This window comes from Rhodococcus sp. ACPA1 (genome assembly GCF_002300195.1).
GTDB lineage: Bacteria > Actinomycetota > Actinomycetes > Mycobacteriales > Mycobacteriaceae > Rhodococcus_F > Rhodococcus_F opacus.
The window spans coordinates 243,023-269,175 of the sequence record NZ_NSDX01000012.1 but is presented as its reverse complement, the minus strand read 5'-3'; the positions used below and the strand labels follow the sequence as shown (position 1 = coordinate 269,175).

Sequence of the window (26,153 nt, the reverse complement as noted above, 5' to 3'; positions counted from 1 at the left end):
ATGGCCCGGATCTGCGGCAGCCTCGATATCGCTCGACCGGTCGAGGAGGTTTTCGACTTCGTGGCCGATCAGCGCAACGAGGTGCGCTACAACCCGGCCATGACCGACTCGGTCAAGCTCACCGACGGGCCGATCGGGGTGGGGACACGGTTCCACGCGACCATTCTTCGCCGAGGCAAACCACTCGCGGTGATCGTCGAGTACACCGGGTTCGACCGCCCCCGCCGGCTGGCGTCACGGAGCGTCATGACGGGTGCGGTCGTTACCGGACAGGTGCGATGCGAACCCGTTGCGGGCGGCACCCGGTTCCGGTGGGAGTGGGAGATCACGGTGCCGGGCCTGGCGCGCCTCGCCGAACCCGTCGTCGGATTCATCGGGCGCAGGCAGGAACGCGCCATCTGGACGGGCCTGAAGCACGTCCTCGAAGCCGGGAACGACCCGCCCGGGTTCGGGGCCTCCGAGGCGCCGGCCTGGACCTACACCGCCGAGCAACTCCACCGCTGGTTGCGCGATGTCCTCGACACCGTGAACGCCGCCGGTGCGGTGGTGATCGGTAATTCGCTGGGCGGCCGACTCGCACTGGAATTGGGCATGCGCGATCCCGACATAGTCGACAAACTCGTGCTGCTGTGTCCCTCCCCGGCGTTCCGCCGGTTCCGCCAACTGGCCCCCCTGGCCCGGTGGTGGCCGGTGGACATCGCCCGGTTGCCGACGATCGGCCTGCCGCGTCGGGTGGTGATGGCGGGCGCCAAGGCGATGTTCGCTCGTCCCGACCGGGTGCCCCAACCATGGTTCGAGGCCGCCGTCGACGAGTTCGAGATCGCGATGGCCCAGGGTGCCCGCCGCCGGGCGGCGCTGTCCGCACTGATCAACATCTACATCGAGGAACCGTTCGGCGACAACGGATTCTGGGAGCGACTGACCACCGTCCGGACTCCGACACTGTTCCTGTGGGGGCGGCGTGACCGGCTGGTCCCATCGCGGTTCGCCCGGCACGTGAGCATGGCTGTTCCTACCGCGGAATCCGTTGTGCTCCCCGACTGCGGACACGTACCTCAGCTGGAACTGCCCGACGTGACGATGGGCCTCACGCGCCGGTTTCTCGGCTCTTCGCGTGCCGCAACGCCGACGTACCGCTTGCCGCACCGACGTCCCGGGCTTGGACGCCCGACGGCTCGAGATCTGCCGGTCGGCCCGTAGCGGTCCACTCGAGCACAGAAGGTGCCCCGCGGTGACCGGGCTGAGGATTCCGACAAGTTCATGAGAATGGCACAGCGGCAACTTGGTGGTGAGAAGTCGCCAGGTCGACCCTGCTGATTCCCCCGACCGAGATGGCGGATGTTCCGACCCTTTCCGTGCGCAGGGCGTGCCTGGTTGAGGGCGCGGAGGTCCTGGCTACTCGCATCCAGAAACGAGGACGGCTGGTACATCGAAGGCACCGGTCGCGAACCACCGGCATCCTCAGCCGGGGCCAATTCGTTCCGAGCAGTGACCTGGCTGGGGCCAACTCAGGTGCCCACACCCAAGCCTTGCAGGTGTGGGGCGAAAAGCGGCGCTCGGGCGCTATCGTTGGTCGCCTGCCAGTCGGGGCAGGGTCAGGCGTCGCCCGGTGACGTGTTCGATATCGAGGACGAGGTAACCGTCAGAGGCCTGGATCGTCCAGGGGGAGGGACCGGAGTGGTCGAACCCGGACAGGTACTCGGAGCCGGTGGCGGTGCGGGCGTGACCGAGAACGACCACGCTCCACCCGGCGCGGGTTCCCGGTTCGATGTGGCCGGCCTCGAACGCGACGAACGTCCGATCGAGGCGGTCGAACCAGGACTCGTTGTCGGTCGCAATGATGATCTCGGAGCGGGGGGCGGCGAAGGTCACCAGCCGCACCGCGGGCAGGGCGTCCTCGGTGTAGAGCAGACGACCCGTGGGTACCGACCGCAACGCGTGGATGCATTCGGTCGGGGTCAGGGTGCCGTCGCTGCCGGAGGTACGCATCACGCTGTGGTCTTCTTTCCAGGCGCGTCGGTCGGGTGCGTGCGTCTACCTCCTCAGCATGAGCGTGCCGTCCCGGCCGGGTTAGAGTCCTAAGTCGTTGCCCCTTCCGCTCACAGTCACCCATGGCGCATCCCCTCCCGCGGCCGGGTTTGACCCCGACGACAAGGGGATATCCTCGGAGGGCACGCGCCGCCGTCGGCTACGCCGCCCCGCCTGCACGGCGGGGCGCGCATCACGAAGCGGCGCAGAAAGCTGGTGACGATGCCAGGAGACGACGAATCACTGCTGCTCGACACACTCTCGCAGTTGCGGCTCCGTCAGATGCTCACCGAGATGCAGGACCGCATCGCACAGATGACCATCGCCCGGGCACACTTCGACGAACTACTCGAGGCGATGCTCACCATCTCCTCCGGTCTGGACCTGGCGGCGACACTGCGGCGGATCGTCGACGCCGCCACCCGACTGGTCGACTGCCGATACGCGGCCCTCGGCGTGCTCAACCACAGCGGAGACCGATTGCAGGATTTCGTCTACTCGGGCGTCGACGACGAGACTCGCCTGTTGATCGGGGATTTGCCGACCGGGCACGGGCTGCTCGGTGAGCTCATCGAGCGCCCCGCACCGCTGCGCCTGGACGACATCGCCGGGCACACCGCTTCTGTGGGGTTTCCCCAACATCACCCGCTGATGCGCACCTTCCTCGGCGTTCCGATTCACATCCGCGGGCAGGTCTACGGCAACCTCTACCTCACGGACAAGACCGCAGGTCTGTCCTTCTCCGAGGACGACGAAATCCTGGTGCAGGCCCTCGCCTCGGCGGCGGGGATCGCCATCGACAACGCCCACCTGTTCGAACAAGCCCGGCAGCGCCAGCAGTGGCAGCAGGCCGCCAGCGATATCCGCGGTGAACTGCTCGCCGCCATCGACCCGGGCGAGGTGCTCGCCCTGATCGCACGCCGGGCCCGCCACCTGGCCGATGCCGATCACGTCCTGATCTCCCGACCCGACGACCTCGAGCAAGCCTCCGCCGACGTCACCACCCTCACCGTCGCCGCGTACGCCGGAACCGATCCGAGCGTGCTCGGTCTGCGGATCGGTGTCGACGACACCGTCACCGGACGGGTCTACCGCACCGGGACACTGGCTCAGGTGCCGGAGATCAGCGACGCCGGCCCGCACGGTGGTCCGGCCCTGCTGCTGCCACTGCGGGTGTCCGCGGACTCGGTGACCGGGGTCCTCGCCCTCCTCCGCACCCGCGGCCGGGAACCGTTCGACGACCGGCAACTGCCGCTGGCCGCGGCCTTCGCCGACCAGGCCGCCCTGGCGCTGAAACTGGCCGACGATCAACGCCAACTCACCGCCCTGTCCCTGATCGCCGAGCGGGACCGGATCGCCCGGGATCTGCACGACCACGTCATCCAACGGCTGTTCGCGCACGGCCTGCACCTGCAAAGCGCCCACGGCCGCAGCCGCGTCCCCGAGGCCCGGCAACGGTTGTCGGAGATGATCGACGATGTCCAAGACATCATCACCGACGTCCGCACCGCCATCTTCGACCTGCACGGTGGAGGGGACGACGGGTTCGCGCTGCGCCCGGCGTTAGCCGCGATCATCACCGAACAAACCGGTGAGAGCGGGTTGCGCACCACGGTGCGGATGACCGGGCCACTGAGCGTGGTCACCGGATCCCTAGCCGACCATGCTGAAGCGGTGCTGCGGGAAGCACTGAGCAACGTCGTCCACCACGCCCACGCCCACCAGGTGGATGTCACCGTCTCCGTCGGCGACGACCTCACCCTCTGCGTCACCGACGACGGCACCGGCATCCCCCCGGCCGTCACGCTCAGCGGCCTGCACAACCTCACCACCCGCGCCGAGCAGGCCGGCGGCACCTGCACCGTCACCACCCCCACCACCGGCGGAACCCGACTGACTTGGACCGCACCACTGCCGGAAGTGCCAGGGGCAGATTGAATTTCGGCCGTTCCATGTTCAGTCACGCGTAGGCCGCCCAATGATTCGCAACACCGCACCTCGCCGCAGCCCTGGCCGAGCAGTTCCGGGCCGAGCGCGTCCTGCGGTCTGCGAGGGTCGGTCTTCGCACTCCGAAGTAGGCTCCGCAAGCGGATGGGCGGCTTCCGCGGAATGGACCTCGACTGGTGTTCCGAAGGGGTGGCGGTGTTTCAGCCGGATGCGGGGCCGGGCTGATCCAACTTGCGGCGGTGGGTGTGCTGGAGTTCGGTGTTGATGCGTCGGGCCTCGGCGAGTTGGTCTTCGAGGATGATGATGCGGCACGCGGAGTCGAGCGCGGTGCCCTGGTCGATCAGTTCGCGGGCTCGGGCGGCAAGACGCAGCTGGTATCGGGAGTAGCGGCGGTGGCCGCCCTCCGAGCGTCCGGGGGTGAGGAGCTTCGCAGCGTCGAGGCTGCGCAGGAATGCTTGTGTGACGCCGAGGATCTCGGCGGCGTGGCCCATGCTGTAGGCCGGGTAGTCCTCGTCGTCGAACTTTCCGGCCGGGCTGCGGTCGGGTGAATCGTCCTGAATGGGGTGACACCTTTCAACGGACAGGGCCCCCGGCGCCGTGAGGCACCGGGGGCCGGTTTGATTTCCTTGTTCACCGCACTTCTTCCGGCTGTCAGGCTGTTCTTGCTGCCCGGTCGCCGGCCGGAGGTGCCGGGGCCTTACACACTCACATCAACCCTTGCCCGGCACATCCTGGTCTTGCGGTACTGCTATGCGGGTAGTTCATTCTCTCCCGCACCTCGTGAACTCTTTCCTTGCGACGAGAGAAACTCTACAACGGCTGCACCTCAATGTCTACTCCCGCCACTGCAGAATTTCTGGAGTTGTTTGACCAGGTATTTCATCCGCGCCAAAGGCGAGTCGGGTCCGTCTACGTCGCCGGCCGGCCCCTCGATGGATCGGCTCTTGTTGATCGATGACGGGGCGGCGAAGTCGCAGTAGGCGTCGAGATGTCCGCTTACTCAGATCAGGTGCGGTCATCCGGACCCGTCGCCGGGGTGGCAGGATCAGTGGTATCGAGATCGGGGAGTCGATGTGAGTGCTCGGATCGACATTTAGCGAGTATCGGCACGGCGCACGGCATTGTGAAGTGGTTCAACGGCGAGAAGTGCTTCGGTTTCGTCGCGCCCGACAACGGAACTCCGGACGTCTTCGTGCACTACTCGGAGATCTCGGGCAGCGATTTCAAGTCGCTCGATGAGAACCAGCGTCCTCTGAACTGCCCTGTGTCCAGAGCCGCCACCCCCCGAAACGGCGACAGGAGTCTTTGTCACCTGACACAGGGACCGCGGTTTCGTCACCGGACATAGACGGCGGATACACGGTGCAATCGCCAAACCATGTGTAATGGACGCGTATGACTGACGCCGAAGACACCCTCCCGACGCCCCGCAGGCGTCGAGTCGTATGGGTGATCGGCGGCGTCCTCGTCGTCGTGCTCGCGGTGGAGATCGTCCTCGTCTGGCCGGACCTGTCGCAGAGTGTCCAGAACCTCGGCGACCTCCAATGGGGATGGGTGGCCGCGGCGGTCGTGGCGTCGCTGGCGTCGATGTCGAGTTTCGCCCGGGTCCAGCGCTGCCTGCTGGGGGTCGCGGGCGTGCACGTCAGACAGCGGCAGTCCCTCGCGGTGACGTTCGCTTCCAATTCGATGAGTGTGACGCTGCCGGGCGGCCTGGTTCTGGCGACGACGTTCAGGTACCGGCAGACGCGACTCTGGGGTGCGTCGCCGGTGGTCGCGACGTGGCAACTGGTGATGGCCGGCGTCCTCCAGGCCATCGGCCTGGCGCTCGTCGGACTGGCGGGCGCACTGCTCGTGGGGGCCAAGACCAACCCGTTCTCGCTGATCTTCACGTTCGGCGGCCTGTGTGCCTTCCTGGTAGTGGCTCAGTACGCCGCGTCGCGGCCCGACGCCCTCGAAGGTGTCGGCATCACCGCGCTGCGCGGATTCAACGCGCTTCGAAAGAAGCCTCCGCTGACCGGTGTTCGCCACTGGAAGCACATCGTGAACCAGATGAGCGCCGTCCGGATGGATCGCCGCGACACCGCCCGCGCGTTCGGATGGTCGCTGTTCAACTGGATCGCCGACGCCGCATGCCTCGCCTTCGCGTGCTACGCGGTCGGCGCACATCCCGGATTCGCCGGACTCGCCGTCGCGTACGCGACGGGCAACGCCGCCCGTTCGGCCATCCCCCTCCTGCCCGCCGGAATCGGTGTCATGGACGCCGTGCTCGTCCCCGCACTGACCGCCAGCGGAATGACCGGCGCAGAGGCGGTGTCCGCGATCGTCGTCTACCGCCTGGTCAGCTTCCTGCTCATGGCCGCCATCGGCTGGATCGTCTTCGCGGCACGCTTCCGGGGTACCCCGCAGGGCGAGGAAGGACCGGACCTCGCGCCACTGTGGCACCGCGGGAAGTAAGAGGTCCCGCGCGGCGAGCGCACGACCGTGCAATGATTCAGCGCCGCTCACCTCCGGAAGACCAGACGGACGGTCCGTCGAGGTATGCCCTCACCTCGCCCCGGCGGGAGATGCCGCCCGCCACCCGCGACACCAGCGTCGACATACAGACGACGCTGATGTTCGGACTGTGCCGAAGTCATCACGCCCAGCAACCGATCCCGGGCGCGGTCCTCGCGGACCACTTTCCCCGCGATCTCACCGATGCGGCGTCGGCGCATCATCGAGGACGACGGTTGGCATGAGGTCGGCCGCGCGGACAGCAACCGTGGTCGCTGACCTACCAGCGTCACTGACACGAGACACCTTGTCCCGCATCACACTCATGCTCGGAGGGACCCGTCGATCCACTCGACCGGAGGAGCAGCGCAGGGCGATCCAGTATCGAACCATCGGCCGTGAGCCCGGAGCTCGTAGGGCGACTCCACCGCCTCGCCGACGCCCTCGCAGGCAAGGACGTGCAGCCACTCTACGAACGGGACCAGCGCCGTCTTGAGTTGACTGACGTACTCGCCCACATCGCCCAGGACGAACCTAAGCACCACCACCGGTGAGCAGGAACTCCCAAGCACCCAGATCGGGCACTTATCGATATCCCACAGCGCGAGGCGAGGACAAACAACCGGTGATGTCTGTGTCTTGACTGCGAGATGTTGTCCACATAATCTCGGAGCTCACCAACGCCGAACTGATCGACTCGCTCGAGCAGAATCACCTCGACGTCGGGATCGTGCGCGTACCGCTGTCCCGGCGCAGCGACATCCGCAACATCACCGTGGAACGTGATCACTTCGTCGTCGCGCTTCCCGTGCGACACCGGTTGGCGGCAAAGGAGGGGGTCTCGCTCGACGACCTGCGCGACGAGCCGTTCATCGACTACACGACATCGGGGCTGCCCGGGCTGCATGCGCTGACCTCGATCCTGTTCGAGGAGGCGAAGTTCTCGCCGCGAGTCACCCAGGAGGCAGTGCAGGTGCAGACGGTGCTGTTTCTGGTGGAGAGTGGCTTCGGCTGGGCGCTCGTCCCGTCGAGTTCGTCGAAGCGTGCCGGCTCCGGTGTGCGGTTCCGGCCGCTCGTTCCCGCAGCGCTGCGCCCGGCGATCGGTTTGGCGGTGGCGGGCGTACAATTCGACGTTCGCCGGGGTCACGGTGCAACGCTTCTGCGAACTGGCGGAATCGCTCGCGCATTGACCCGCACCGACCTTCGGTGAATCGGCATCCCGCGCCCGTCCGAGGGTCGACAATATGGTGAGTCGACCAGTGGGGCAGTGCAATGGGATTCATCATCGGATTCGCACCGTGGATCGTCTACTGGATCCTGGTGGGCAACACGGGATTCGTCGCTGCCGTCGCGATCGCGTTCGGTATCGCGGCGATTGGCCAGGTGTTGCAACGGTTACGGGGCCAGCCGTGGCGGACCCTCGAGGTCGGCACCGTCGCCGTTTTCGCGCTGCTGCTGATCGCGGCACTCACCCTGGACGACGCCGTCCTCGAGCGCTGGCTTCAGCCGGTCAGCAACTTCGGGTTGTTCGCGATCGCGGCGGTGGGCCCTCTGATCGGGCGGCCGTTCGTGCGCGAGTACGCGGCGGCAACCGTGGACGCCCGGACGGCGGCGAGCGGCGGCTTCCGATACATCACCACGGCCATGACGTGGATGTGGGTGGCCGCGTTCGGACTGATGACCGTGTTCTCGCTGATCCCGCCGATCGTCGACGGCGACGCCACCATGCGCGACGCCGGCGACACCCTGTCCGTCGTCTGCTACTGGGTGCTGCCGTTCACCCTAATGGGCGTCGCGGGCCTCGTGTCCGCGGTGTTCCCCGGATGGTTCGAGAAGCGGTCGCAGTTGCTGGAGACCCACACTTCGGTGGAGCCCGCGGTCACCGAGCAACCCGCGCCGGCCGCGGATCTGTCGGCGGGGTCCCTCGAACTCGACGTTCCGGCGTCGTCGCGTCACGACGAGGCGTTCTCGCTGATCGTCCGCGGCGCCCGGCCCGGATCGTCGGTGACCGTCCGCACCACCGGAACCGACCTGTTCGGTGGACAGTGGCGGTCGGAGGCCACGTTCACCGTCCCGGCCGACGGAATCGTCGACGTCGCCCGACAGGTTCCGGACCACGGTGACTGGGACGTGGCGGATGCGGACGCGCCGCTGTGGGCCATGCGTTTCGTGTCCGAGGGCCGGGTTCCCGACCTCTTCGTGGCGCCGCCCGACGCCTGGCTGGTCACCGTCGAGGTGAGCACTCCGGACGGAACGTCGCGGCGGACGGTGACGCGTCACGTGAGCGCCCCCGGAGTGTCCGTCCGTTCCCTCGATGTCGGCAACCGGCCGGCCCTGCTCGCACTGCCGGCCGGCGACGCTCCGAGCGGCGGGTGGCCGGGCGTCGCCTGCTTCGGCGGCTCGGAGGGCGGCGTCGACTCCCAACGTTCCACCGTCGGAATGCTGGCCGCCAACGGGTATGCCGCACTGGCCTATTCGTGGGTGGACGAATCGAACACCGACGCGACGCTGGTGAACGTTCCGCTCGAGCGGTTCGCGTCCGCGGTCGAGGCGCTGCGAGCGCAGCCGTCGGTGGACGCGAACCGCCTGACCGCGATGGCCATTTCGCGCGGTGCGGAGGGTCTGTTGGCGTCTGCGTGCGTCGGCGACCTCCCCGTCGCCGGGCTTATCCTGATCAGCCCGAGTTCGGTGTCGTGGCAGGCGATCGGCCCCGACGGCGAGATCGCCGACACCCCGTCGTGGACGTGGCACGGCCGGCCCGTGCCGTGGGCGCCGCTGCCGGGTGGGACGCTGATGCCCCAGCTGATCCGCAACGCGTGGCGGGCGCACCACGACGTCACCGCGCACCGCCCGAGCCTGCTGCGCCTGGGTGCCGCCTACCGGGCCGGGCTCGTGGCCGCACCGGCCGAGGCGACGCTGCGGTCGGAACACGCGACCACACCGGTGCTGTGTCTGACCGGTGCGGACGACCAGCTGTGGCCGTCGGACGAGATGGCCACGGCACTTCTCGCGCGTCGATCCGGCACCCGCGACGAACACCGGACGTTCGACGGCGCCGGCCACCTCCTCCGCCTCGGAATGTTCCCCGCCGACGCGCAATGGACCGGCGGCATCGCGTTCGGCGGCGAGGGCGCAGGTCAGGGCCGGGCGCAACGCGAATCGGTGCACAGCGTGCTCGGCTTCCTCGCGCGGACCACCGCAGTGGCGAGGGCCTGATGAGCGGCGCGGAGGATGGTTTCGACCACACGGACCGCATCGTCGGCTCGATCGTCGACATGGCCGGGGTCTCCCGGGCGAAGGTGCTGCCGATCTCGAGACTGTCCACCTTCGTCGACTCCGGAGCAGGCGCATCGCCGAGCTGGACTGTGTTCTGCGTCGACGACCACCTCGCATTCACGCCGTCCTTCTCCGTGGTGGGCGACCTCCGGCTGCGTGTCGACGGCGACGACGTGCGAGACCTGGGCAACGGCACGTACTGGGCGCCGGCGTGCCTGACCGAGCAGGACGGGACGCCGTCGCTCGCCTGCACCCGGGGCGCGCTGCGGCGGGTGACGGCGCGGCTGGCGGAGTCCGGGCTGACCGCACGAATCGGCCACGAGATCGAGTTCGCGCTATTCGACGCGGCGACCACCGAAGAATGGTCCGCCTACGGCCTCAATGCCGTTCTCACGCAAGAAGAATTCTTCGAGCACCTGCTCGCGGCGGCATCGACGGCCGCCCTGCCGATCGAACAGGTCCACGCCGAGGCCGGGCTCGGCCAATTCGAGGTGTCGCTCGCCCCCGCGGATCCCGTCGAGGCGGCCGACAACGCAGTGCTGGCCCGCGCCCTGATCAGCCGGATCGCGCGTGCCCAGGGACTCCGCGCGTCGTTCTCACCCATGCCCGTCGCGGGCGGGGCGGGAAACGGTGCCCACCAGCACGTGTCGTTCACCGAGGGTGACCTGCCGATCCTGTCGGGAGGCCCGGGCCCGCACGGACTGACTCCTGCCGGTGGCGCCGCGGTCGCCGGGATTCTGCGGGCGCTACCCGAGTTCACGGCCGTTCTCGCCGGGTCGGCGCTGTCGCACCTGCGGTTACGCCCGGGCATGTGGTCGGGGGTGTTCCGCTGCTGGGGCCTGGAGAACCGCGAGGCAGCCGTCCGCCTCTGCGCGGACACCGCCGGGAACCCGCACGGCGCGAACCTCGAGATCAAACCCATCGACCCGTCCGCGAACCCGTATCTGAGCAGCGCCGCCATTCTCGGCGCCGCCCACGACGGCATCGCCGGTGCGCTTCCCCTCCCGGACGAGGTGTCGATCGACCCCGCGGACCTGACCGGCGCCCACGCCGTCGATCTCCTCCCGACCCTGCCGTCCGACGTGCTCGGAACGTTCGAGTCGTCGGCCCTCGCGCGCAATCTGTTCGGACCGCTGATCATGGAAGCGCTCGCGGCGGTCAAGGGTTACGAGCACGCCGAATACCGGGAGAAACCGGTCGACGAGGTCGCGCAACGCTTCCGGTACGCGTGGACGTCCTGATTCAGTTGCGGATCATCGCCAGCGCCGTGCGCAGCCCGCGCCGCTTCCCGGTCGCGGGATCGACCCCGAACACTTCCTTCATCCCGCCCCGGATGCGGAAACGCAGTTCCGACGCCGTCTCCGGTGCGTCGTCCGCGGACGCCGACAGGAAGCGGTTGGGCAGGGCGAGCTTGAAGATGGTGCGGAGGGTGAGTCCGTACTGGTGGGGCAGCGAACCCGTCGTATAGGGGAGGTCGTACTTGTCGCACAGTTCCCGCATCTTCACGCCGATCTCGGCGTAGCGGTTACTGGGCAGGTCGGGAAACGCGTGGTGCTCGATCTGGTAGCAGAGGTTGCCGCTCATGAACGCCAGCACCGGGCCGGCGTTGAAGTTGGCGGAGCCCAGCATCTGGCGCAGATACCACTCGGCCTTGGTCTCCTTCTCGAATTCCTCCTTGGTGAACTTCTCCGCGCCGTCCGGGAAGTGGCCGCAGAAGATGACACCGTAGGCCCACAGGTTGCGGATCACGTTGGCGGTGATGTTCGCCGTCAGCGTGCTCTTCCATGCCGGGCCGGTCAGCGCCGGGAACACCACGTAGTCTTTGCCGACCTGCCGCGCGATCTTACGTCCCACCTCTTTGGCGTTGCGGAGGGTTTCGGCGCGGTCGTAGTCGCCGCGCCGGATGCTTTCCACGTCCAGGTGGTGAAGCGCGACACCCCACTCGAACAGCAACGCCAGCAGCACGTTGTAGAACGGCTGTGCCAGGTACACCGGCGACCACTTCTGGTCGCGGGTCATGCGCAGGATCCCGTAACCGACGTCGCTGTCGAGACCGACGATGTTGGTGAACTTGTGATGGACGTAGTTGTGCGAGTGCTTCCACCCCGACGACGGGCACGTGTTGTCCCACTCCCAGTTCGACGAGTGGATCTCGGGATCGTTCATCCAATCCCATTGGCCGTGAATGACATTGTGGCCGAGTTCCATGTTCTCGATGATCTTCGCCGCACCCATCAAGGCGGTACCGAGGATCCACGCCGGTCTCTTCCGGCTGCCGAACAGGACGACTCTGCCCGCGATCGCCAGCGACCGCTGCAGTTTGATCGTCCGGTCGATGTACCGCGCGTCGCGGGCGCCGCGGGACTCCTCGATGTCTGCCCGGATCGCATCGAGTTCCGCGCCCAGCGCCTCCACATCCGCATCGGTGAGGTGGCTGTACTCCTTGATATCGGTGATGGCCATCTGGTCTCGATACCCGGTTCACCCGATTCTCAATCTGCGAATCCGCCCAACCGTTGCGCAACCGTGTTGTGGTCACACGTCCGTATGAGGGCGTCCGCTATTCTCTCCACGGTCGCCGAGCGTGTCGGTGACCCGGGTCCGGGGGTGGATCTCGATGCGGATAGCAGGGGGAGAATTCGATGTCAGAGGGCGATATGACATGGCCGGAAAGTGTCATCGCGTCGCTGGACGGGACCGGTGCGACGCAGCCTCCGCTGGCCGTCCCCGGGCTGGCGCCGGTGCTCGGCGGACCGGCCGTCGCGGTCGTCAAGGTCGACCCCGACATGCTGCGTGCGATGTCCACCGCACTCGGCGTCATCGCCCGTGAGGTCGAGGCGTTGGGTCGCCGGCGCAGCTTCGAACACGCGGTGCGGGCCGTCGAGGGATCCGACACCGCGGCGGCGTGCCAGGACGCCGGCGACATCCTCGCGTCCGCGCTGGGAGTCGCGGCCGGTCGCATCGACGAGATGGCGTTCATCGCGGGTGACGGGGCCGAGAACTACGAGGCCACCGACACGTCGTTCGCGTCGCAGCTGTCGGCGATGGGGGAGATGTGATTCCGCGTCGGTCGCAACTGCACGTCTGGAACCCGCGGGATCTGACACTGGCGGGCGAGGAGATCGGACGGACCGCCGAGGACACACGGGGCCGGGCGGACGACGTCCAGCGTGCTGTCGCGGATCTGGGCCGGCACGACGACTGGCGCGGTCCGGCGCAGGCGGCCGCCGAGCAGCGGGCGAACAGTGAGCGCACGGAAATCCGTCGGCTCGCAGACGATCTGGAGGATCTGTCGCACGCGCTCGTCGGTGGGGCCGATCGCCTCGGTCATGCGCGGGACTACGTCGCCACCGTGATCGACAAGGCGGCAATCGACGGATTCACCGTCTCCGACGACTGGCAGATCGTCAGCCCGCCGAGCACGATGAGTGAGGCCGAAGCCGCCGAGCATGCCGAGCTGATGGAGTACTGGCGCAGCCAACTCGGTGGAGCGCTGACGGAACTCGACAATGCCGATCGGGACATGGCGACGGCGATCCGGGACGCGCTGCGCGCGGTGGCGGCGAGTGCCCCGGCGACCACGGGTCTGTCGGGGCACGAGGGCACGGCGCTGGGCGAGCAGGTCGCGCGAGGCGGTTCCGATATTCCGCAGGACGTGCGTGACCGTGTTGCCCGGGAGATCGCGGCGGCGGGACTTACTCCCGCACAAGTGCAGACGCTGGCCGACGGCGGCAAGGTCACCGATCTTCCACAGGGAACGATCGACTTCCTGCAGCAGTTCTATACCGCGGCCGGCAAGGACGGCTTCCTCGCCCTGTCCGAGCAGTACAGCGAGAACGGCCGCACCGAGGCCGCGAGCGCGCTGTCCAACGGCCTCGCCGTGGTGTCGAACTACAACGTCGGTAGTGCCAGCGGCGACGTCGGCGGTCAGAGCCACATTCCGGAAGGTCTTCGAGGACTGTTCGAGGGCCCGGTGACGTCGACCGGCAACCTGACGAAGGGTGCGCACGACGCGCCGCAACCGTCGGTGGTCGTCAACAACGGCGACGACCTGGCACGCTTCACCAAAGCCTTCGGTCTCGCGGACCCGGCCGTGCAGCAGGGCAGTGAGCTGAGCGAGAGCCTCCTCTCCCGTGCCGGGGAGATCGCCTCGGCCACCAACGACAAGAGTCTTCTGATCGGGGACTCCTTCGACCACAACGCTCTGGGCCGCGACAGCGTCGACACCCTCTTGCAGGACATGGTCGGCGTCGGTGGCCGCGACCATGCCGCCGTCCACAACATCCTGTCCGGCGAAGGCATGCCGGCCGGCTACAACCGCGACGACGTCATCATGCACCTGCTCCAACGCGATTGGTCCGACGGCGGCGAACAGAACGTCGCCGCGATGTTCGACTGGATCGCCGACGACGCCCGGCCCTCCGATCCGTCCGACCCCGGCGAAATATTCCGGTCGACACAAGTCGGCGAATCGGCATTCGGCCTCGCACAAATCCTCGCCGCGAAAGACGCCGAACTGCTCGACATCCCGGGAATTTCGGGGCAGGCAATCGGTGAGGTGAACCCCGAAATCACGCAGGCGTTGGGGACAACGCTTGCTCCCTACATCGGCAACATGGTGGGGGTGCCCGGCGACCTCGCCGGCACTTCGGGTTTCACCAGCTCGACAGGCGGCGAATTCGGTCTCGAGAACGCGCCCCGCCTCTTCTCGGTGATCGACTCCAATGCCGATGCGGCGAGCTACTTCAACGCGCAGGCGTTCGGAATGTCGGCTCAGCTCGAGCAGGCGTGGGCGTTGGATTCGCATGCTCCACAGATCTCGCACGATCAATATGGATGGTGGGCAGGAAGCATTCAGGGCGTAGTGGATAAAGGATTCGATCTCGAGTTCGGGGACCGATCTGGGGATGAATCATCAAGTAATAATTCAGGTTTCGAGAACAAAGGCGTCGCCTACGACACCATCAGAACAGTGGTGAGCAAAGGCGTCGAATTCATTCCGGGTGCCGGTCCTCTGATTTCGAGTGGGATCGATCTCGCTGATCCGGCGTTCAAGAGTGCGGTTATGGGAGCGGTACCCGATAATACTGCGCAGCCGAACACTCAGTTCTCCGACGAGTCGCACCTTGCGAAGCAGTACTACCAAATTGCCCTGGGGATCCAGTCGGCGAATGGTGGAGTGCTGGATCCATACGAGGGTCTGGACAGATTTCGCGACGGTGAGAATGGCGCCTTGCTGTCATACGACGAGATTGCAGGCGACCGCCCCGCTTCGAATCTCCCAGTACTCGGTGCGAACCTTTCCAGCTACATCATCGAATCGGGATACACGGGATTGGGTGAGTTCATAGACCAACTGAACGCAGGGCGCGAATACGTTCAGAATGCGACGCACGGCCAGTGAAAAGAAGTTGTATTGCGATAGCGGTCACGACATCCGTGCTGGCAGCGGGATGCGGATCGAGTGAGCCGGAGCCCCCAGCGGTCGAGTCGTCCTCGGCCTACTCGGTTCCCGGCAACATGGGTTTCAACTATCGGTGGTCCGCTGACCCTGGCATCGATCTGTACAGCCGGCAGGCGACGGTCATTCGTGCGTATGTGGAGTCCTACTACCTAGCGATCGACGCCAGCGCTCTCTCAGCCGCATATCCGGGATTCGCCGAGGCGGTTCCCCAGCACAAGCGAGCCGACTTCGACCACCCCGTCGACCCGACTGAACGGCGATACGTCGGCACCCAGTTCCAACACTTGATGTGGATGACGAAGACCGAGCGCGGTTGGTTTGCCACGATCTGCACGGGCGACTACTCGGTGATGGAAGTGGGTGAGGACGGGAAGTTCTACAACGTCGGGTCGAAGTATGTGAATGCGGAGACCGTGGAGGTGATCGCACCGAATGAGGTGTCCGCGACGTCGGCAAATTCCTCCGGACCGGAACGTGCGCCCACCATCAATGTCTTCGATGGTTGGACGCTGGCTGAGCACGTAAAAGGCGCGCGCGATCAGAACGCATACGCGGAGTGTGACTCGCGCATGCCCGATGCCAGGGATGTGCGACCGCAGAAGGCGAACCTCCCCCACGACACTCCCTACCCGACGCTTGCTCCGTATCCGGGCTGGCCGCGTTACGACGAGAACTGACGGCCACCGCCACCGCCACCGTCGGCGGAAGGGCACTGTCACCGCCGCCGTCGTCCGGTCATATCCTCGACGTCAGCCTCCGTGTTCGGTGGAGGCGTGGGCGAATGATCGGACGGTTGGTAGTGGACAGCAAATGTGACGTCGTTTATGCGGACGACCTCCGGGTGGGCGAGAAGTTCGAGCTGGGCTCGTACACGGTGACGGAGGAAGAACTGGTCGAGTTCGCGGGGCAGTGGGATCCGCAGTCGTTTCACATCGACCGTGAATCTGCAGATGGCGGCTATTTCGGTGGGCTCATCGCGAGTGGTGTGCACACGATCGCAGTGTGTCAGCGACTGTCCGCGACCACTCTTTATGCAGGCTGGAGCGTCATTGCCGGGGTGCGGATGCGCGACGTCAACTTCCTCCGGCCGGTGAAGCCGGGTGATGTGCTCACCGGAAAGCTGGTCGTGGAGGAGGTGACGCCTGACGATCGCGGACGGGCCTTGGTGACGGTCGCGGCGGAGATTCTCAACGGGTCGGGCAAGCAGGTCCTGACCTCGGTGACCGAGATGTACATGCGCTGCAGCCCGGAAACCGACTGATCGTCGAATTTCTTGGACGAAACACTCTCCTCGAGGATTGTTTTCCGGGTTTCTGGGTACCGCCCCGAGAGGCCAGGTAATCAACGGGAGGCAGTCATGAGAATGGGCAGGAGAGTGGCCGCGGTGGCAGTATTCGCGGCTTCGATCGGATTGGGAGCATCCGGTGTCGCCTGGGGCGGCAGTCTCGACTCGGCGGTGCCGGTGCGTCGACCGGACGTCATTCAACCGATGCCACCCGGCTTCCCTCAGAACGGTCCGATCGGATGCGACGACTGGGCGGAACCCTACGAGAACAATGTGCCGCAATGGGGCAGCGATCCGTACAACCAATTCGACAACTGGTGCGACGGCCCCGAGGACGGACTTTCCGCGCAGCAGCCGCCGGTCAATGACCAGCAGGGCCGGACGGTCAATCCCTGATTCGACGGTGAATGTTCGCACGAGGCATTTGGCTGTCGTGTAGGCCGGTCGTGAACTGAAACCGACCGTCCGTCAAATTTCATTCACGAAATTCGCTCTTCGAGGATTGTTTACGGTGTCTTTGGGTACAGCCCTTAGGCAGCGTTATTCACCTATGGGAGGCAACGATGAAGGTCGGCTCGAGATTGGCTGCGGTCGCTGTGTTCGCGGCCTCGATCGGTTTGGGAACATCCGGTGTCGCCTGGGGTGACGCGCTCGACTCGGCGGTCGTACCGGTTCGCGCACCGGACACGGTTGCACCACTGCCTCCTGGTGTTCCGCCGACCGGCCCGGCCGGCTGCGACGACTGGGCGGAACCGTACGAGAACAATGTCCCCGCATGGGGCACGGACCCGTACAACCAGTACGACAATTGGTGCGACGGACCCGAGGACGGTCTGCCGCAACCGGCCACCTACAGCGGTGACGAGGGCGGAGGCGACTCGCCGAACGAGCCGTAAACCGACCGATCCGAATCAGCGCGCCCCGGGAGTCTCCGTTCCGGGGCGCGCTGATTCAGTTGCCGGAGGGCGGTTCGTGCAGTCCGAAGGAGGAACCCTGGTCGTCGTGGCACAGCTTGAACCGCCCGAATTTCGCCACCGACTCGGGGTCTTCGCCCAGGTCCACGGCATCGATGGTGCCGCCCAGCGCCAGCACCTGCTCGACCGCGGCGTCGAGGTCCGGCACCCGGAAGAAGACATACGGGCCGGCGCCCTCGTCGCCGCCGTGGATCCCGCCTGGGACGTTCGGTGTGTTGATGGAGTAACCCGACCCGCCGGGCCCGGACTCGAATTCCCAGCCGAACAACGCCGAGTAGAACTTTCGGCCCTGCTCGGTGTTGGCCACACCCAATTCGAAGAATGACAGTTCGCCCGACATGAGCACTCCTCCGTCGACAGTGTCCCCGTGACGCTACGCCGAGATGAAGTCACGCATAAGGCTCGCGCGTAGACCGACCGCGCCGCAGGAGTATTGATCGCCGCTGCTGCGGGTGGCACCCTCGGGCTCGTCTACGGCAACACTGCACCGCCGTCGGTACAGTTCTGCAGCCTGCTGCCAAAGTTACGCAGGGTGCGCCTGCTGTGATGGATACTGCACCGGTGATGCTGCCCAAACGAACCTGCTTTTCCGCCATATCGATGGTGATGCTCGCTGTCGCAGGCTTGCTGGTCGCAGACCCGGGGAGCAGCGGCGCCGCGCCGCTCGCCTGGCGAACCACGATGGTGGCGTTCAGCAACGTCAGCGACCGCGACCTGGATGTATACGAATCGGAGGACGGCACGGGGTTCCAGCCCCTCCGACTGTCTGCGTATCGTCCTCCGTCAGGGGTGGTGCGTGACCCGAGCATCTTCCGGCACACGGACGGGTTCTACTACCTCACCTACACGACGATCGACGGGGCGAACATCGGCTTCGCACGCAGCAGTGACCGCATGGACTGGAAGTTCCTTGGGGCCTGGCCGGTCCCGTTCTGCTGCGCCTTCCTGCCGGGCACGGGAGACGGAACGGGCTCAGCGAGCCCGCCGGGTTCCTCGGGGTCGGCCGGGTTCAGCGACGGACCGTCGCTGTCGCCGTTCACCACCAAGGCCTGGGCACCCGAATGGTTCGTGGACGGCGACCGCGTCAACGTCATCCTGTCGATGTCGACCGGTGGAGGATTCGTGCCGTATCTGATGACGGCGCTGGAACCATCGCTCAGGTTGTGGAGCCCGCCTGTTCCGCTCGCCGGGATCGGCGCGGACCACATCGACACCACCGTGGTCAAGGTGGGATCGACCTACCATGCGTTTACCAAGAACGAGACGAAGAAGGTCGTCGAGCACGCGGTCGCGTCGTCGGTGACGGGACCCTATTCATTCGTCCCGCCTGGAAATTGGGGCTCGCTGGTGGAGGGCCCAGCCCTGGTTCAGTTGCCGAGCGGCGCCTGGCGGATATATCTCGACGCCTATACCGAAGGAAAGTATCTCTATTCCGACAGCACCGACGGGCTGCGCACCTGGTCACCCGTGCAAGAGCTCCCAGGCCTTTCCGGGACGGTGCGCCACGTCGGCGTGATGAGAGAGCCGGCATAACGACGACTCCCGCGACGCCGCCGCCGTCGACGGCGGCAACCGCGAAGCACAACGACACCGATACGCTGTGCGGAAGGGTTCACCGGCCGACCGGTGTTGAGCGTGAACGTAACTCGTAGGTGAGTGGCGCAGCGTGCCGGGGTGCACATCGCCACTCGCGTGCGGGGGGAGCTACGTCAGGCCGCCAGCTCGTCGGCGATCTCGATGTCGATTTCCTGTTCGGTCATTCCGCCGAAGAGATGGTTGGTGAACATGTCAGCTCGGTTCTCGAAACGTGTGGTGGATCCCGGCACGATCGGACCTTCTTGACCGACCTACTGGATGTATCGCCCTCGGCGGCGCTTCCGTTTCAGGTCCCCGCAGGTGAGTGGCAAAGTTTGTTCGGGCGCGCATTCCCGCGCACGTAGCGCTTAGGCTCGACTCGACCGTTCGTGTCCCGGAAACAGGAGATGAGTCGAGATGCCCGCAACCTTCGTTCTGCTGCCCGGCGCCGGCTCGGACTCGTGGTACTGGCACCGCGTCGCACCGATCCTGGAGGGAAGCGGGCACTCGGTGATCGCCGTCGACCTTCCGTACGGCGACGACGACGCGGGCCAGTACGAGTTCGCCGACGTCGTCGTCGATGCGGTCGAGGACGTCGAGGGGGCGATCGTGCTGGTCGCGCAGTCGATGTCCGCGTTCACCGCCGCGATCGTCTGTCAGCGCGGCGAGGTCGACGTCGACCTGCTGGTTCTCCTGGCACCGATGCTGCCCGCGCCGGGGGAGGCACCCGGGCAGTGGTGGGAGACCACCGGTCAGCCGGAGGCGAAACGGGCGTTCGACGTGCTGGAGGGCCGCGACCCGGACGCGCCCGACGACCTGCGGGTGCTGTTCTTCCACGACGTGCCCGACGACGTCACCGAGGAGGCGTTCGGCCAGGAGGCGCCCGTCATGTCGAACACCCCGTTCGAGACGGTGTGGCAGGCGGACGCGTGGCCGCACGTGAAGACGCGGGTCGTCGCCGGGAGGCGCGATCGGCTCTTCCCGCTCGACTTCATGCAGCGGATCGTCCGGGAGCGACTGGGCATCGCACCGGAGGTCATCGACACGGGCCATCTGGCGGCACTCGCGCGGCCCGGCGATCTTGCTGCCATGCTGGAGCGCTACGCGTCCGAACTCTAGGGCATGTACATCCGACGAGAAGGAGAGCAATCGATGGCGTTGTCGGTATCGGGCGAGTTCGAGATCGAGGCGCCCCAGGAGCAGGTGATGGCCGCGCTGGCGGACGTCGAACGCATCCCCGAGTGGTCGGTGGTGCACAAGAAGGTGGTCGTCGAGTCCCGATTCGACGACGGACGCCCCCGCACCGTGCGGATGACGCTCGCCGTCCTCGGCGTCGCGGACACGCAGCTGGCCGAGCACAAGTGGCTCGGGGACGAGCAGATGTCGTGGACCCTCCTCGAGAGCGAGAAGCAGAAGTGCCAGGAAGGGGAGTATCGGCTGACCCCCACCCCGCGCGGGACGTCGGTGCACCTCACCATGTCGGTCGAGCCGAAGGTGTGGGTGCCGAAGTCCGTGCTGCGTCAGGGGCAGAAGCAGGCCGTGCGATTGATCCGCAAGGGATTCACCAAGTTCGTTCTCGAGAACTATGTCTGAGTCGGGGTCCGCGCGTGCTGCGCGGACACCCGCCAGACGCTCTACCCGAACAACGTCGCGAAGGCCTCATTGATCCCGTCTCGATCGAACGATGTCGGATCGAGTTGCTGATCGGGGCGCAGACCCAGCCAGTCCCGAATCTCCGAGTGGTCTTGGTGATGCGGGTCAGCGCTGGCTTCGATCATGTTCGCCCAGCCCCACGGACCGCCGGAATCTTCGTACGGCGCCATATTGCGCCCGTCGAGGCATAGCGCTACAGGGGATTCGGGAGCGGGGTTGTCGACCGATTCGACGACGATGTGATGGATCCAGTCGTCACCGAAATCGTACAGGTAGGTGAGACGGTCGCCGACCGAGCTGAGCAGCGAACCGACGGGGACCTCTTCCTCCGCGACGGCGGGGCCTACGAGGTCGCGGTGCGCGAAGTCTTCATTCGGAATGAATACTCTGCCGCCTGAGTACGCGGGCCCGGCAGAGAACTCGTGTAGATGGCAGTCTTCCCAGCCGAACGCGGACTGGATGATGTCGTGGAGAGCGGAAAGCGGTAGTGAGGCGTCGAGTCGAACGCGGCGCCAGACGGGAATGTGGTTGCCTTCCAATGAAATCCGCAATGTAACGTGCGAATCCACCATGTCGGATAGTGCGTACTCGGTCTCTGCGCCAGCGAGTTGGACGGCACGAAGAACGGCAGGCTGCAGCGCGGCCGGAACCCGGTATGCGTCATCCTTGGTCAGCCACTTCTGTTCCACCAGCCTGTCCAGTCGGTCATAGACGAAGGAATCCAGGAGCGATTGCTCGTCGCCGGATGGCGCGTCTTCCGAGTCGGCGACAGGCGGCTCCGATGTCATCCCCGCCAAGATCACCTGCGTCACGACCACATCGGTCAATTGCGTGAGGTCGAGTGGGTGATGTTGCGTCGATACGAGTTGGCTGCGGACGAATTCGGTGACAGCTGCACGAATCAACGGCAGCGCCCGGGTCGTCCGGTCGGCGATCAGCTCCGCGTTCGGTCCGCGGACCGCGCGTGTGGAGTTGACGGTGATGAGGCCGATCTCTTCCGCAGTTTCCCAGTAGGTCAGCATCTCGGGCACGTCGCGCATCGAGCGGATTCGGCGCGCACGCGGAAACCCCTCCGAGTCGAGGTCGAGATCGACACCCAACGCGTCAGCGAGACCGGGGATAGAGGCGGGTTTGGGCACCTTGGTCGAGGTGACGGCCGCACCCTTCCCGACCCAGTCCACGAGTGCGACGAGGGAGGCGATCAGCGGAAGGGAGGTGAGTGCGCGTAGTTCGTCCTTCTCGTCCACGGCGGGTAGTGCGATGTCTTCGGGAAGGACGACGGGTGGTTGCGGCTCGACGAAATGGATGAGGTCCTCGATGCAATGTATGAGGTTCTCTTCGGTGCTGGTCCACAGCCGAGTTTCGTCGAGAAAGTTGAGGAACGTCAGTGCCGAGGCGACAATCGTCAATGCGATGTCATCCATGTCCTCGGAATTATCTGCGGTTAGTTCGTCAGCGGCATCGAGGAGGGTATGCGCGTCCGCGGGGAGCCAGCCGGTGGCACGGAAACCGGGGTGGGCGTGCGCGAGGTTCGTGAGTGTCGACTCCACGAGGTGTGCGAAGAGTTCCGCGTCCTCGGTCAGATCGCCCCTGCGCAGCCACTGAACGAAGCTGTCGATAAGCGCTGGGTCGACGGCGGAAGCGGGAAACAGCGGTGCGACTGTTGAGCGGTTCCTTCGTTGGCGTGCCTGCTGTTTTGCCGCACGCTTCTGGCCCGGATTTCGACTCCGCTTCGATCCCATGGCGAGATGATAACGCGACCGAGATCAGGTGCCTGGGCGCCGCCGGATCGGAGTTGATCGGACAGCGGGGCGGCTCATGTGCAGGGGCATTAGGCTGACCTGCGGCAGAAACTGTGAGCGAGGGGACAGATGACGGTCGAGCAGAGCAGCCCCACCACACTTCGGCGACTGTCGGCGCGGTTGGCCCTGATCCGCGACGACACCGACGACGACAAGCTGTCGGCCGGTTTCCTCCTCGTCGCCACGATCCTGGCGTTGGTGTGGGCCAACATCGGTGATTCGTACGAGTCGTTCTGGCACACCCCGGTGACCATCCAGATCAGCGACTACGGCATCAGCCTCGACCTGAAGCACTGGGTCAACGACGGGTTGATGACGCTGTTCTTCTTCGTCGTGGGGCTAGAGGTGAAACGTGAGCTGACGATCGGCGAACTCACCGATCGCGCCCGTGCCGCCGTCCCACTTCTCGCCGCGATCGCGGGTCTGGCGCTGCCCGCCGTCCTGTTCCTGATCCTCAACCCCAGCGGCGCCGAGGCCAGTGCGTGGGGCGTCGTCGTCTCCACCGACACGGCGTTCGTGCTGGGCGCACTGGCACTCGTCGGCCCCCGATGCCCCGCCCGGTTGCGCGTGTTCCTCCTGACCCTGGCCGTCGCCGACGACATCGGTGCCCTGGCCATCATCGCCTTCTTCTACACCGACAACCTCCGGCTCGGACCGCTGCTCCTCGGGTGCGTCGGGTTGCTGCTGATCATCCAGTTGCGCAAGCTCGAGGTGTGGCGTGGTGTCGCCTACTTCATCGTCGCGGCGGGCACGTGGGTCGCGTTCTACGAGTCCGGCGTCCACCCCACCCTCGTCGGCGTGTTGATCGCGCTGATCCTGCCCGTGTATCCGCCGCGGCGCAGCGAGGTGGAACGGGCAGGTGAACTCACGCGCGCGTTCCGGCAGTCACCCAACTCCGACTACGCCCGCGCCGCCCAACTCGGTGTGCTGCGCGCGGTGTCCGTCAACGAGCGGCTTCTGCGCTTCTACCAGCCCTACACGGCGTTCCTCGTCGTCCCGATCTTCGCGCTCGCCAATGCCGGTGTGGTCATCACCGGGCAGACCCTCGCGGACGCGGCCCGGTCTCCGCTGGCGTGGGGCCTCGTGCTCGGCCTGGTGGTCGGCAAGCTCGTCGGCATCACGGCGGCCACGGCCCTGTTCTCGAAGCTGCGGCCCGGCAGCCTGCCGCCCGGGCTGACGCTGTCACAGATCGCCGGTGGCAGCGCGCTGGCCGGCATCGGCTTCACGATCTCGCTGTTCATCGTCGACCTGGCCATCGACTCACCCGAACTCGCCAACGACGCTCGGGTGGGTGTCCTGACGGCGGCGGTCATCGCCACCGTCCTCGGCTGGGCGCTGTTCCGGCTGTCGGACTGGGTGCACCCGCCGACGGAGGCCGTCGGGCTCACCCTGCTCCGGCCCGTCGCCACCGGCCGCGATCACCTCCGCGGGCCGGTGGATGCGCCGCTCACCCTCGTCGAGTACGGCGACTTCGAGTGCCCGTTCTGCAGCAAGGCCACCGGCAGCATCCGGGACGTGCGGGCGCATTTCGGGGACGAGCTCCGCTACGTCTTCCGGCATCTGCCACTCGACGCCGTGCATCCGCACGCGCGTTTCGCCGCCCAGGCGAGCGAAGCGGCGGCCGCGCAGGGACGGTTCTGGGAGATGCACGACCACCTGTTCGCCAACAGCGACGCCCTCGCCGAGGACGAGATCTTCGGCTACGCCGCCGAGCTGGGGCTCGACATGGACCGGTTCGAGGAAGACATCCGCAGGGGCACCTACGTTCACCGCATCGACGACGACGAGCTCGACGCCGAGTCGAGCGATTTCCGGGTGACCCCCACGTTCTACCTCGGCGCGACGGGCACCGACCTCGCCCGGCACAGCGGCCCCTACGACGCCGCCACCCTCATCCGGCAGCTCGAAGAGGCTCGCGGCGCCGACGGCGCACCCTGATCAACCCTGCGAACGCCGCACCGCCTGGATCGCGGCCGGCGTGACCGGGTCGACGTCGTCGGCGAAGTCGTCGTGCTTCTTCAGGTAGCCGGCGACGAACGGGCAGATCGGCACGATCCGCTTGCCGTCCCCGACGGTCTCGGTGAGCGCGCTGCGGATCAGGGTGCTGGCGAGGCCACGCCCGGCGAACTGGTCACCGATCTCGGTGTGGAAGAAGATCCGTTGATTTTCGTCGTCGAGGTACTCGGTGAACCCGGCCAGTTCACTATCGACGCGGACCTCGAATCGGTGTAGTTCGGGGGCGTTCCGGACGTCGGGTGCGGGGCCGTCGTGCGTGTCGTCTGTCATGAACCCACTATGCCGCCCGGCGGGGTTCCGACTGCGCGGCGGGTGTTCCCGGACGTCGCGGAGGTGGATGATCGAAGGAGTTCAGCGATCCGAGAGGGGACGCGACCGCCATGACCGATTACGGCAGGGCCTTGCAGTTCGGGGCGTTCGTGACCCCGTCGGTGGAGTTGCTGGCCAACACGTTCGAACTCGCCGCCCTCGCCGACGAGACCGGACTCGACCTGATAGGCGTGCAAGATCACCCGTACCAGGCGAAATTCCTCGACTGCTGGTCGCTGATGGGCGCGCTGCTGGCCCGGACCGAGCGGGTGCGCGTGTTTCCCGACGTCGCGTGCCTGCCGCTTCGCCCGCCGGCGACGATGGCGAAGGCCGCGGCCAGCCTCGATGTGACGTCGGGAGGCCGGTTCGAACTGGCGTTGGGTGCCGGCGCGTTCTGGGAGGCGATCGGGGCGATGGGCGGTGACGTGCGCACGCCCGGTCAGGCCGCGACGGCGTTGGAGGAGGCGGTCGAGGTGATCCGCCTGATGTGGTCCGGTGAGCGTGCCGTGTATTCCGAGGGTGAGCACTATCGCCTCGCGGGCGTGCATCCCGGACCGGTCCCGGCGCACAGGATCGGGATCTGGCTGGGCGTCGGCGGCCCCCGGCTGCTGCGTGCGCTGGGACGCTCGGCGGACGGGTGGGTCCCGTCGAGTTCGTACTTTCCGCCCGATGTCCTGCCCGGCATGCACGCGCGGATCGACGCGGGTGCGGCGGATGCGGGCCGGGACCCGAGTTCGATCGTCCGCGCCTACAACGTGTTCGGCCAGGTGAGCGACACACCGTCGGATAAGTTGTTCCACGGAACCGCCGAGCAGTGGGTGAGCCAACTGACGGAACTCGCGCTGGAGACGGGCATGGACACGTTCGTCTTCGGCACCGACGGCGACGACCTCGCCCAGGTCCGCACGTTCGCGACCGACGTCGCGCCCGCTGTTCGGGCCGCCGTGGATGAGCGCCGTGGAACGGGTGCGCAAGCATGAGCGAACCGCGGCTCCTCCTCATCGGCAGGCGCCAGTCCACGCTGGACGTGTTGAAGGAAGAACTGACCCGGTTCGGGCGGGACGTCGTGGCATCCAACGACCGCGAATTGATCCGGCGGGCACTCCTGGACGGAAACGTCGACCTCGTCGTGATCGGCGGCGGCCTCGACGATCCCGCCCGGGATGCCATGCGGGACTTCGTGCTCGGCGTCAAACCGGACGTCCCAGTGCACTTGCTGCCCCGCACGGCCGGAGCGAGCCCGGCGTCGGTCATCCCGTTCGCCAACGAACAGATCGTGCTGTTCAAGGTTCACGCAGTGGCTGGCGACGAAGACGCGCAGTCCGACTAGG

Annotated in this window: 25 protein-coding genes and 1 pseudogene; 20 read left to right on the top strand and 6 right to left on the bottom strand. The window is 66.5% G+C overall.

The annotated features are described in order from the left end of the window. Positions 1-1,200: an alpha/beta fold hydrolase gene (locus CJ177_RS48805; RefSeq protein ID WP_095870334.1), complete on the top strand. Its 1,200-nt coding sequence runs from the start codon at positions 1-3 to the stop codon at positions 1,198-1,200. A 363-nt stretch (positions 1,201-1,563) separates the two neighbouring features. Here the strand turns inward: CJ177_RS48805 and CJ177_RS40310 are convergent, their stop codons facing one another. Further along, positions 1,564-1,989 (bottom strand): pyridoxamine 5'-phosphate oxidase family protein, encoded by a 426-nt coding sequence (locus tag CJ177_RS40310; RefSeq protein WP_095870333.1) that lies wholly within the window; start codon positions 1,987-1,989, stop codon positions 1,564-1,566. Between the two features lie 261 nt (positions 1,990-2,250). Here CJ177_RS40310 and CJ177_RS40305 point away from each other — a divergent pair, with 261 nt between their 5' ends. Beyond that, the gene (locus CJ177_RS40305) at positions 2,251-3,966 is read left to right on the top strand and encodes a GAF domain-containing protein (protein WP_095870332.1); all 1,716 of its coding nucleotides are present in this window, start codon (positions 2,251-2,253) and stop codon (positions 3,964-3,966) included. Between the two features lie 209 nt (positions 3,967-4,175). On the opposite strand, the gene CJ177_RS40300 is transcribed toward CJ177_RS40305, so the two are convergent. Beyond that, positions 4,176-4,466, bottom strand: a complete 291-nt coding sequence (locus tag CJ177_RS40300; RefSeq protein WP_179443398.1) for a MerR family transcriptional regulator — start codon at positions 4,464-4,466, stop codon at positions 4,176-4,178. A 611-nt stretch (positions 4,467-5,077) separates the two neighbouring features. Here CJ177_RS40300 and CJ177_RS48800 point away from each other — a divergent pair. The 6 genes and pseudogenes from CJ177_RS48800 to CJ177_RS40270 form a co-directional block, all read left to right on the top strand. Then, positions 5,078-5,224 (top strand): annotated as a pseudogene (locus CJ177_RS48800) (cold shock domain-containing protein); the annotation flags it as partial. Between the two features lie 146 nt (positions 5,225-5,370). After that, positions 5,371-6,429 (top strand): YbhN family protein, encoded by a 1,059-nt coding sequence (locus tag CJ177_RS40290; protein ID WP_095870329.1) that lies wholly within the window; start codon positions 5,371-5,373, stop codon positions 6,427-6,429. Positions 6,430-6,461: 32 nt separating this feature from the next. Continuing rightward, positions 6,462-6,713 (top strand): hypothetical protein, encoded by a 252-nt coding sequence (locus tag CJ177_RS47080; protein WP_143548788.1) that lies wholly within the window; start codon positions 6,462-6,464, stop codon positions 6,711-6,713. A 398-nt stretch (positions 6,714-7,111) separates the two neighbouring features. Next, positions 7,112-7,678 (top strand): LysR family substrate-binding domain-containing protein, encoded by a 567-nt coding sequence (locus CJ177_RS40280; RefSeq protein WP_306453425.1) that lies wholly within the window; start codon positions 7,112-7,114, stop codon positions 7,676-7,678. Between the two features lie 62 nt (positions 7,679-7,740). Continuing rightward, positions 7,741-9,684 carry an acyl-CoA thioesterase/bile acid-CoA:amino acid N-acyltransferase family protein gene (locus tag CJ177_RS40275; RefSeq protein WP_095870327.1) on the top strand — a complete coding sequence of 648 codons (1,944 nt, stop codon included), beginning with the start codon at positions 7,741-7,743 and terminating at the stop codon, positions 9,682-9,684. Then, positions 9,684-10,985, top strand: coding sequence for a glutamine synthetase family protein (locus tag CJ177_RS40270; RefSeq protein WP_061044428.1), 1,302 nt, complete (start codon positions 9,684-9,686; stop codon positions 10,983-10,985). The genes CJ177_RS40275 and CJ177_RS40270 overlap by 1 nt, the downstream gene beginning before the upstream one ends. A 1-nt stretch (position 10,986) precedes the next feature. On the opposite strand, the gene CJ177_RS40265 is transcribed toward CJ177_RS40270, so the two are convergent. Beyond that, on the bottom strand, positions 10,987-12,207 hold the full coding sequence (locus tag CJ177_RS40265) for a fatty acid desaturase (protein ID WP_005252532.1): 1,221 nt from the start codon (positions 12,205-12,207) through the stop codon (positions 10,987-10,989). A 194-nt stretch (positions 12,208-12,401) separates the two neighbouring features. Between CJ177_RS40265 and CJ177_RS40260 the strand changes: the two genes are divergently transcribed. From CJ177_RS40260 to CJ177_RS40235, 6 genes are all read left to right on the top strand, one after another. Further along, positions 12,402-12,803 carry a hypothetical protein gene (locus tag CJ177_RS40260; RefSeq protein ID WP_061044429.1) on the top strand — a complete coding sequence of 134 codons (402 nt, stop codon included), beginning with the start codon at positions 12,402-12,404 and terminating at the stop codon, positions 12,801-12,803. Then, complete coding sequence (locus CJ177_RS40255; protein ID WP_095870326.1) at positions 12,800-15,148, top strand: WXG100 family type VII secretion target; 2,349 nt, start codon at positions 12,800-12,802, stop codon at positions 15,146-15,148. The genes CJ177_RS40260 and CJ177_RS40255 overlap by 4 nt, the downstream gene beginning before the upstream one ends. 194 nt (positions 15,149-15,342) lie before the next feature. Next, a complete protein-coding gene (locus CJ177_RS40250) occupies positions 15,343-15,885 on the top strand; it encodes a hypothetical protein (RefSeq protein ID WP_257014916.1) in 543 nt (180 codons plus the stop codon). A gap of 104 nt (positions 15,886-15,989) precedes the next feature. Beyond that, entirely contained in the window at positions 15,990-16,469 is a 480-nt protein-coding gene (locus CJ177_RS40245; protein ID WP_061044432.1) for a MaoC/PaaZ C-terminal domain-containing protein, read from the top strand. A gap of 96 nt (positions 16,470-16,565) precedes the next feature. Continuing rightward, complete coding sequence (locus tag CJ177_RS40240; protein ID WP_095870325.1) at positions 16,566-16,889, top strand: hypothetical protein; 324 nt, start codon at positions 16,566-16,568, stop codon at positions 16,887-16,889. A gap of 167 nt (positions 16,890-17,056) precedes the next feature. After that, positions 17,057-17,389 carry a hypothetical protein gene (locus CJ177_RS40235; protein ID WP_005252545.1) on the top strand — a complete coding sequence of 111 codons (333 nt, stop codon included), beginning with the start codon at positions 17,057-17,059 and terminating at the stop codon, positions 17,387-17,389. Positions 17,390-17,444: 55 nt separating this feature from the next. Here CJ177_RS40235 and CJ177_RS40230 read toward each other — a convergent pair whose 3' ends face one another. Next, positions 17,445-17,807, bottom strand: coding sequence for a VOC family protein (locus CJ177_RS40230; protein WP_061044433.1), 363 nt, complete (start codon positions 17,805-17,807; stop codon positions 17,445-17,447). Positions 17,808-18,013: 206 nt separating this feature from the next. Between CJ177_RS40230 and CJ177_RS40225 the strand changes: the two genes are divergently transcribed. The 3 genes from CJ177_RS40225 (at position 18,014) to CJ177_RS40210 (ending at position 20,635) form a co-directional block, all read left to right on the top strand. Next, complete coding sequence (locus tag CJ177_RS40225) at positions 18,014-19,000, top strand: arabinofuranosidase (protein WP_095870324.1); 987 nt, start codon at positions 18,014-18,016, stop codon at positions 18,998-19,000. 459 nt (positions 19,001-19,459) lie between these two features. After that, a complete protein-coding gene (locus CJ177_RS40215; RefSeq protein WP_061044435.1) occupies positions 19,460-20,161 on the top strand; it encodes an alpha/beta fold hydrolase in 702 nt (233 codons plus the stop codon). 33 nt (positions 20,162-20,194) lie between these two features. Next, positions 20,195-20,635 (top strand): SRPBCC family protein, encoded by a 441-nt coding sequence (locus tag CJ177_RS40210; RefSeq protein WP_005252560.1) that lies wholly within the window; start codon positions 20,195-20,197, stop codon positions 20,633-20,635. A 41-nt stretch (positions 20,636-20,676) separates the two neighbouring features. Here CJ177_RS40210 and CJ177_RS40205 read toward each other — a convergent pair whose 3' ends face one another. Continuing rightward, positions 20,677-22,245 carry a plasmid pRiA4b ORF-3 family protein gene (locus CJ177_RS40205; protein ID WP_257014914.1) on the bottom strand — a complete coding sequence of 523 codons (1,569 nt, stop codon included), beginning with the start codon at positions 22,243-22,245 and terminating at the stop codon, positions 20,677-20,679. 321 nt (positions 22,246-22,566) lie between these two features. On the opposite strand from CJ177_RS40205, the gene nhaA reads away from it, so the two are divergent. Beyond that, entirely contained in the window at positions 22,567-24,435 is a 1,869-nt protein-coding gene (gene nhaA, locus CJ177_RS40200) for a Na+/H+ antiporter NhaA (RefSeq protein ID WP_095870323.1), read from the top strand. Here nhaA and CJ177_RS40195 read toward each other — a convergent pair whose 3' ends face one another. Beyond that, positions 24,436-24,783, bottom strand: coding sequence for a GNAT family N-acetyltransferase (locus CJ177_RS40195; protein WP_061044438.1), 348 nt, complete (start codon positions 24,781-24,783; stop codon positions 24,436-24,438). Positions 24,784-24,893: 110 nt separating this feature from the next. Here CJ177_RS40195 and CJ177_RS40190 point away from each other — a divergent pair, with 110 nt between their 5' ends. Together CJ177_RS40190 and CJ177_RS40185 are read left to right on the top strand one after the other, a co-directional pair. Continuing rightward, the gene (locus tag CJ177_RS40190; protein ID WP_095870322.1) at positions 24,894-25,802 is read left to right on the top strand and encodes an LLM class flavin-dependent oxidoreductase; all 909 of its coding nucleotides are present in this window, start codon (positions 24,894-24,896) and stop codon (positions 25,800-25,802) included. Continuing rightward, entirely contained in the window at positions 25,799-26,152 is a 354-nt protein-coding gene (locus CJ177_RS40185; protein ID WP_005252569.1) for a hypothetical protein, read from the top strand. Before CJ177_RS40190 ends, CJ177_RS40185 begins: the two co-directional genes overlap by 4 nt. Position 26,153: the final 1 nt, after the last annotated feature.

What these genes read in the sequence shown, in the direction of transcription:
- CJ177_RS48805 (WP_095870334.1), top strand. Translation starts at nt 1, where the DNA reads ATGGCCCGGATCTGCGGCAGCCTCGATATCGCTCGACCGGTCGAGGAG.
- CJ177_RS40310 (WP_095870333.1), bottom strand. Translation starts at nt 1,989, where the DNA reads ATGCGTACCTCCGGCAGCGACGGCACCCTGACCCCGACCGAATGCATC.
- CJ177_RS40305 (WP_095870332.1), top strand. Translation starts at nt 2,251, where the DNA reads ATGCCAGGAGACGACGAATCACTGCTGCTCGACACACTCTCGCAGTTG.
- CJ177_RS40300 (WP_179443398.1), bottom strand. Translation starts at nt 4,466, where the DNA reads ATGGGCCACGCCGCCGAGATCCTCGGCGTCACACAAGCATTCCTGCGC.
- CJ177_RS40290 (WP_095870329.1), top strand. Translation starts at nt 5,371, where the DNA reads ATGACTGACGCCGAAGACACCCTCCCGACGCCCCGCAGGCGTCGAGTC.
- CJ177_RS47080 (WP_143548788.1), top strand. Translation starts at nt 6,462, where the DNA reads ATGATTCAGCGCCGCTCACCTCCGGAAGACCAGACGGACGGTCCGTCG.
- CJ177_RS40275 (WP_095870327.1), top strand. Translation starts at nt 7,741, where the DNA reads ATGGGATTCATCATCGGATTCGCACCGTGGATCGTCTACTGGATCCTG.
- CJ177_RS40270 (WP_061044428.1), top strand. Translation starts at nt 9,684, where the DNA reads ATGAGCGGCGCGGAGGATGGTTTCGACCACACGGACCGCATCGTCGGC.
- CJ177_RS40265 (WP_005252532.1), bottom strand. Translation starts at nt 12,207, where the DNA reads ATGGCCATCACCGATATCAAGGAGTACAGCCACCTCACCGATGCGGAT.
- CJ177_RS40260 (WP_061044429.1), top strand. Translation starts at nt 12,402, where the DNA reads ATGACATGGCCGGAAAGTGTCATCGCGTCGCTGGACGGGACCGGTGCG.
- CJ177_RS40245 (WP_061044432.1), top strand. Translation starts at nt 15,990, where the DNA reads ATGATCGGACGGTTGGTAGTGGACAGCAAATGTGACGTCGTTTATGCG.
- CJ177_RS40240 (WP_095870325.1), top strand. Translation starts at nt 16,566, where the DNA reads ATGAGAATGGGCAGGAGAGTGGCCGCGGTGGCAGTATTCGCGGCTTCG.
- CJ177_RS40235 (WP_005252545.1), top strand. Translation starts at nt 17,057, where the DNA reads ATGAAGGTCGGCTCGAGATTGGCTGCGGTCGCTGTGTTCGCGGCCTCG.
- CJ177_RS40230 (WP_061044433.1), bottom strand. Translation starts at nt 17,807, where the DNA reads ATGTCGGGCGAACTGTCATTCTTCGAATTGGGTGTGGCCAACACCGAG.
- CJ177_RS40225 (WP_095870324.1), top strand. Translation starts at nt 18,014, where the DNA reads ATGGATACTGCACCGGTGATGCTGCCCAAACGAACCTGCTTTTCCGCC.
- CJ177_RS40215 (WP_061044435.1), top strand. Translation starts at nt 19,460, where the DNA reads ATGCCCGCAACCTTCGTTCTGCTGCCCGGCGCCGGCTCGGACTCGTGG.
- CJ177_RS40210 (WP_005252560.1), top strand. Translation starts at nt 20,195, where the DNA reads ATGGCGTTGTCGGTATCGGGCGAGTTCGAGATCGAGGCGCCCCAGGAG.
- nhaA (WP_095870323.1), top strand. Translation starts at nt 22,567, where the DNA reads ATGACGGTCGAGCAGAGCAGCCCCACCACACTTCGGCGACTGTCGGCG.
- CJ177_RS40195 (WP_061044438.1), bottom strand. Translation starts at nt 24,783, where the DNA reads ATGACAGACGACACGCACGACGGCCCCGCACCCGACGTCCGGAACGCC.
- CJ177_RS40190 (WP_095870322.1), top strand. Translation starts at nt 24,894, where the DNA reads ATGACCGATTACGGCAGGGCCTTGCAGTTCGGGGCGTTCGTGACCCCG.
- CJ177_RS40185 (WP_005252569.1), top strand. Translation starts at nt 25,799, where the DNA reads ATGAGCGAACCGCGGCTCCTCCTCATCGGCAGGCGCCAGTCCACGCTG.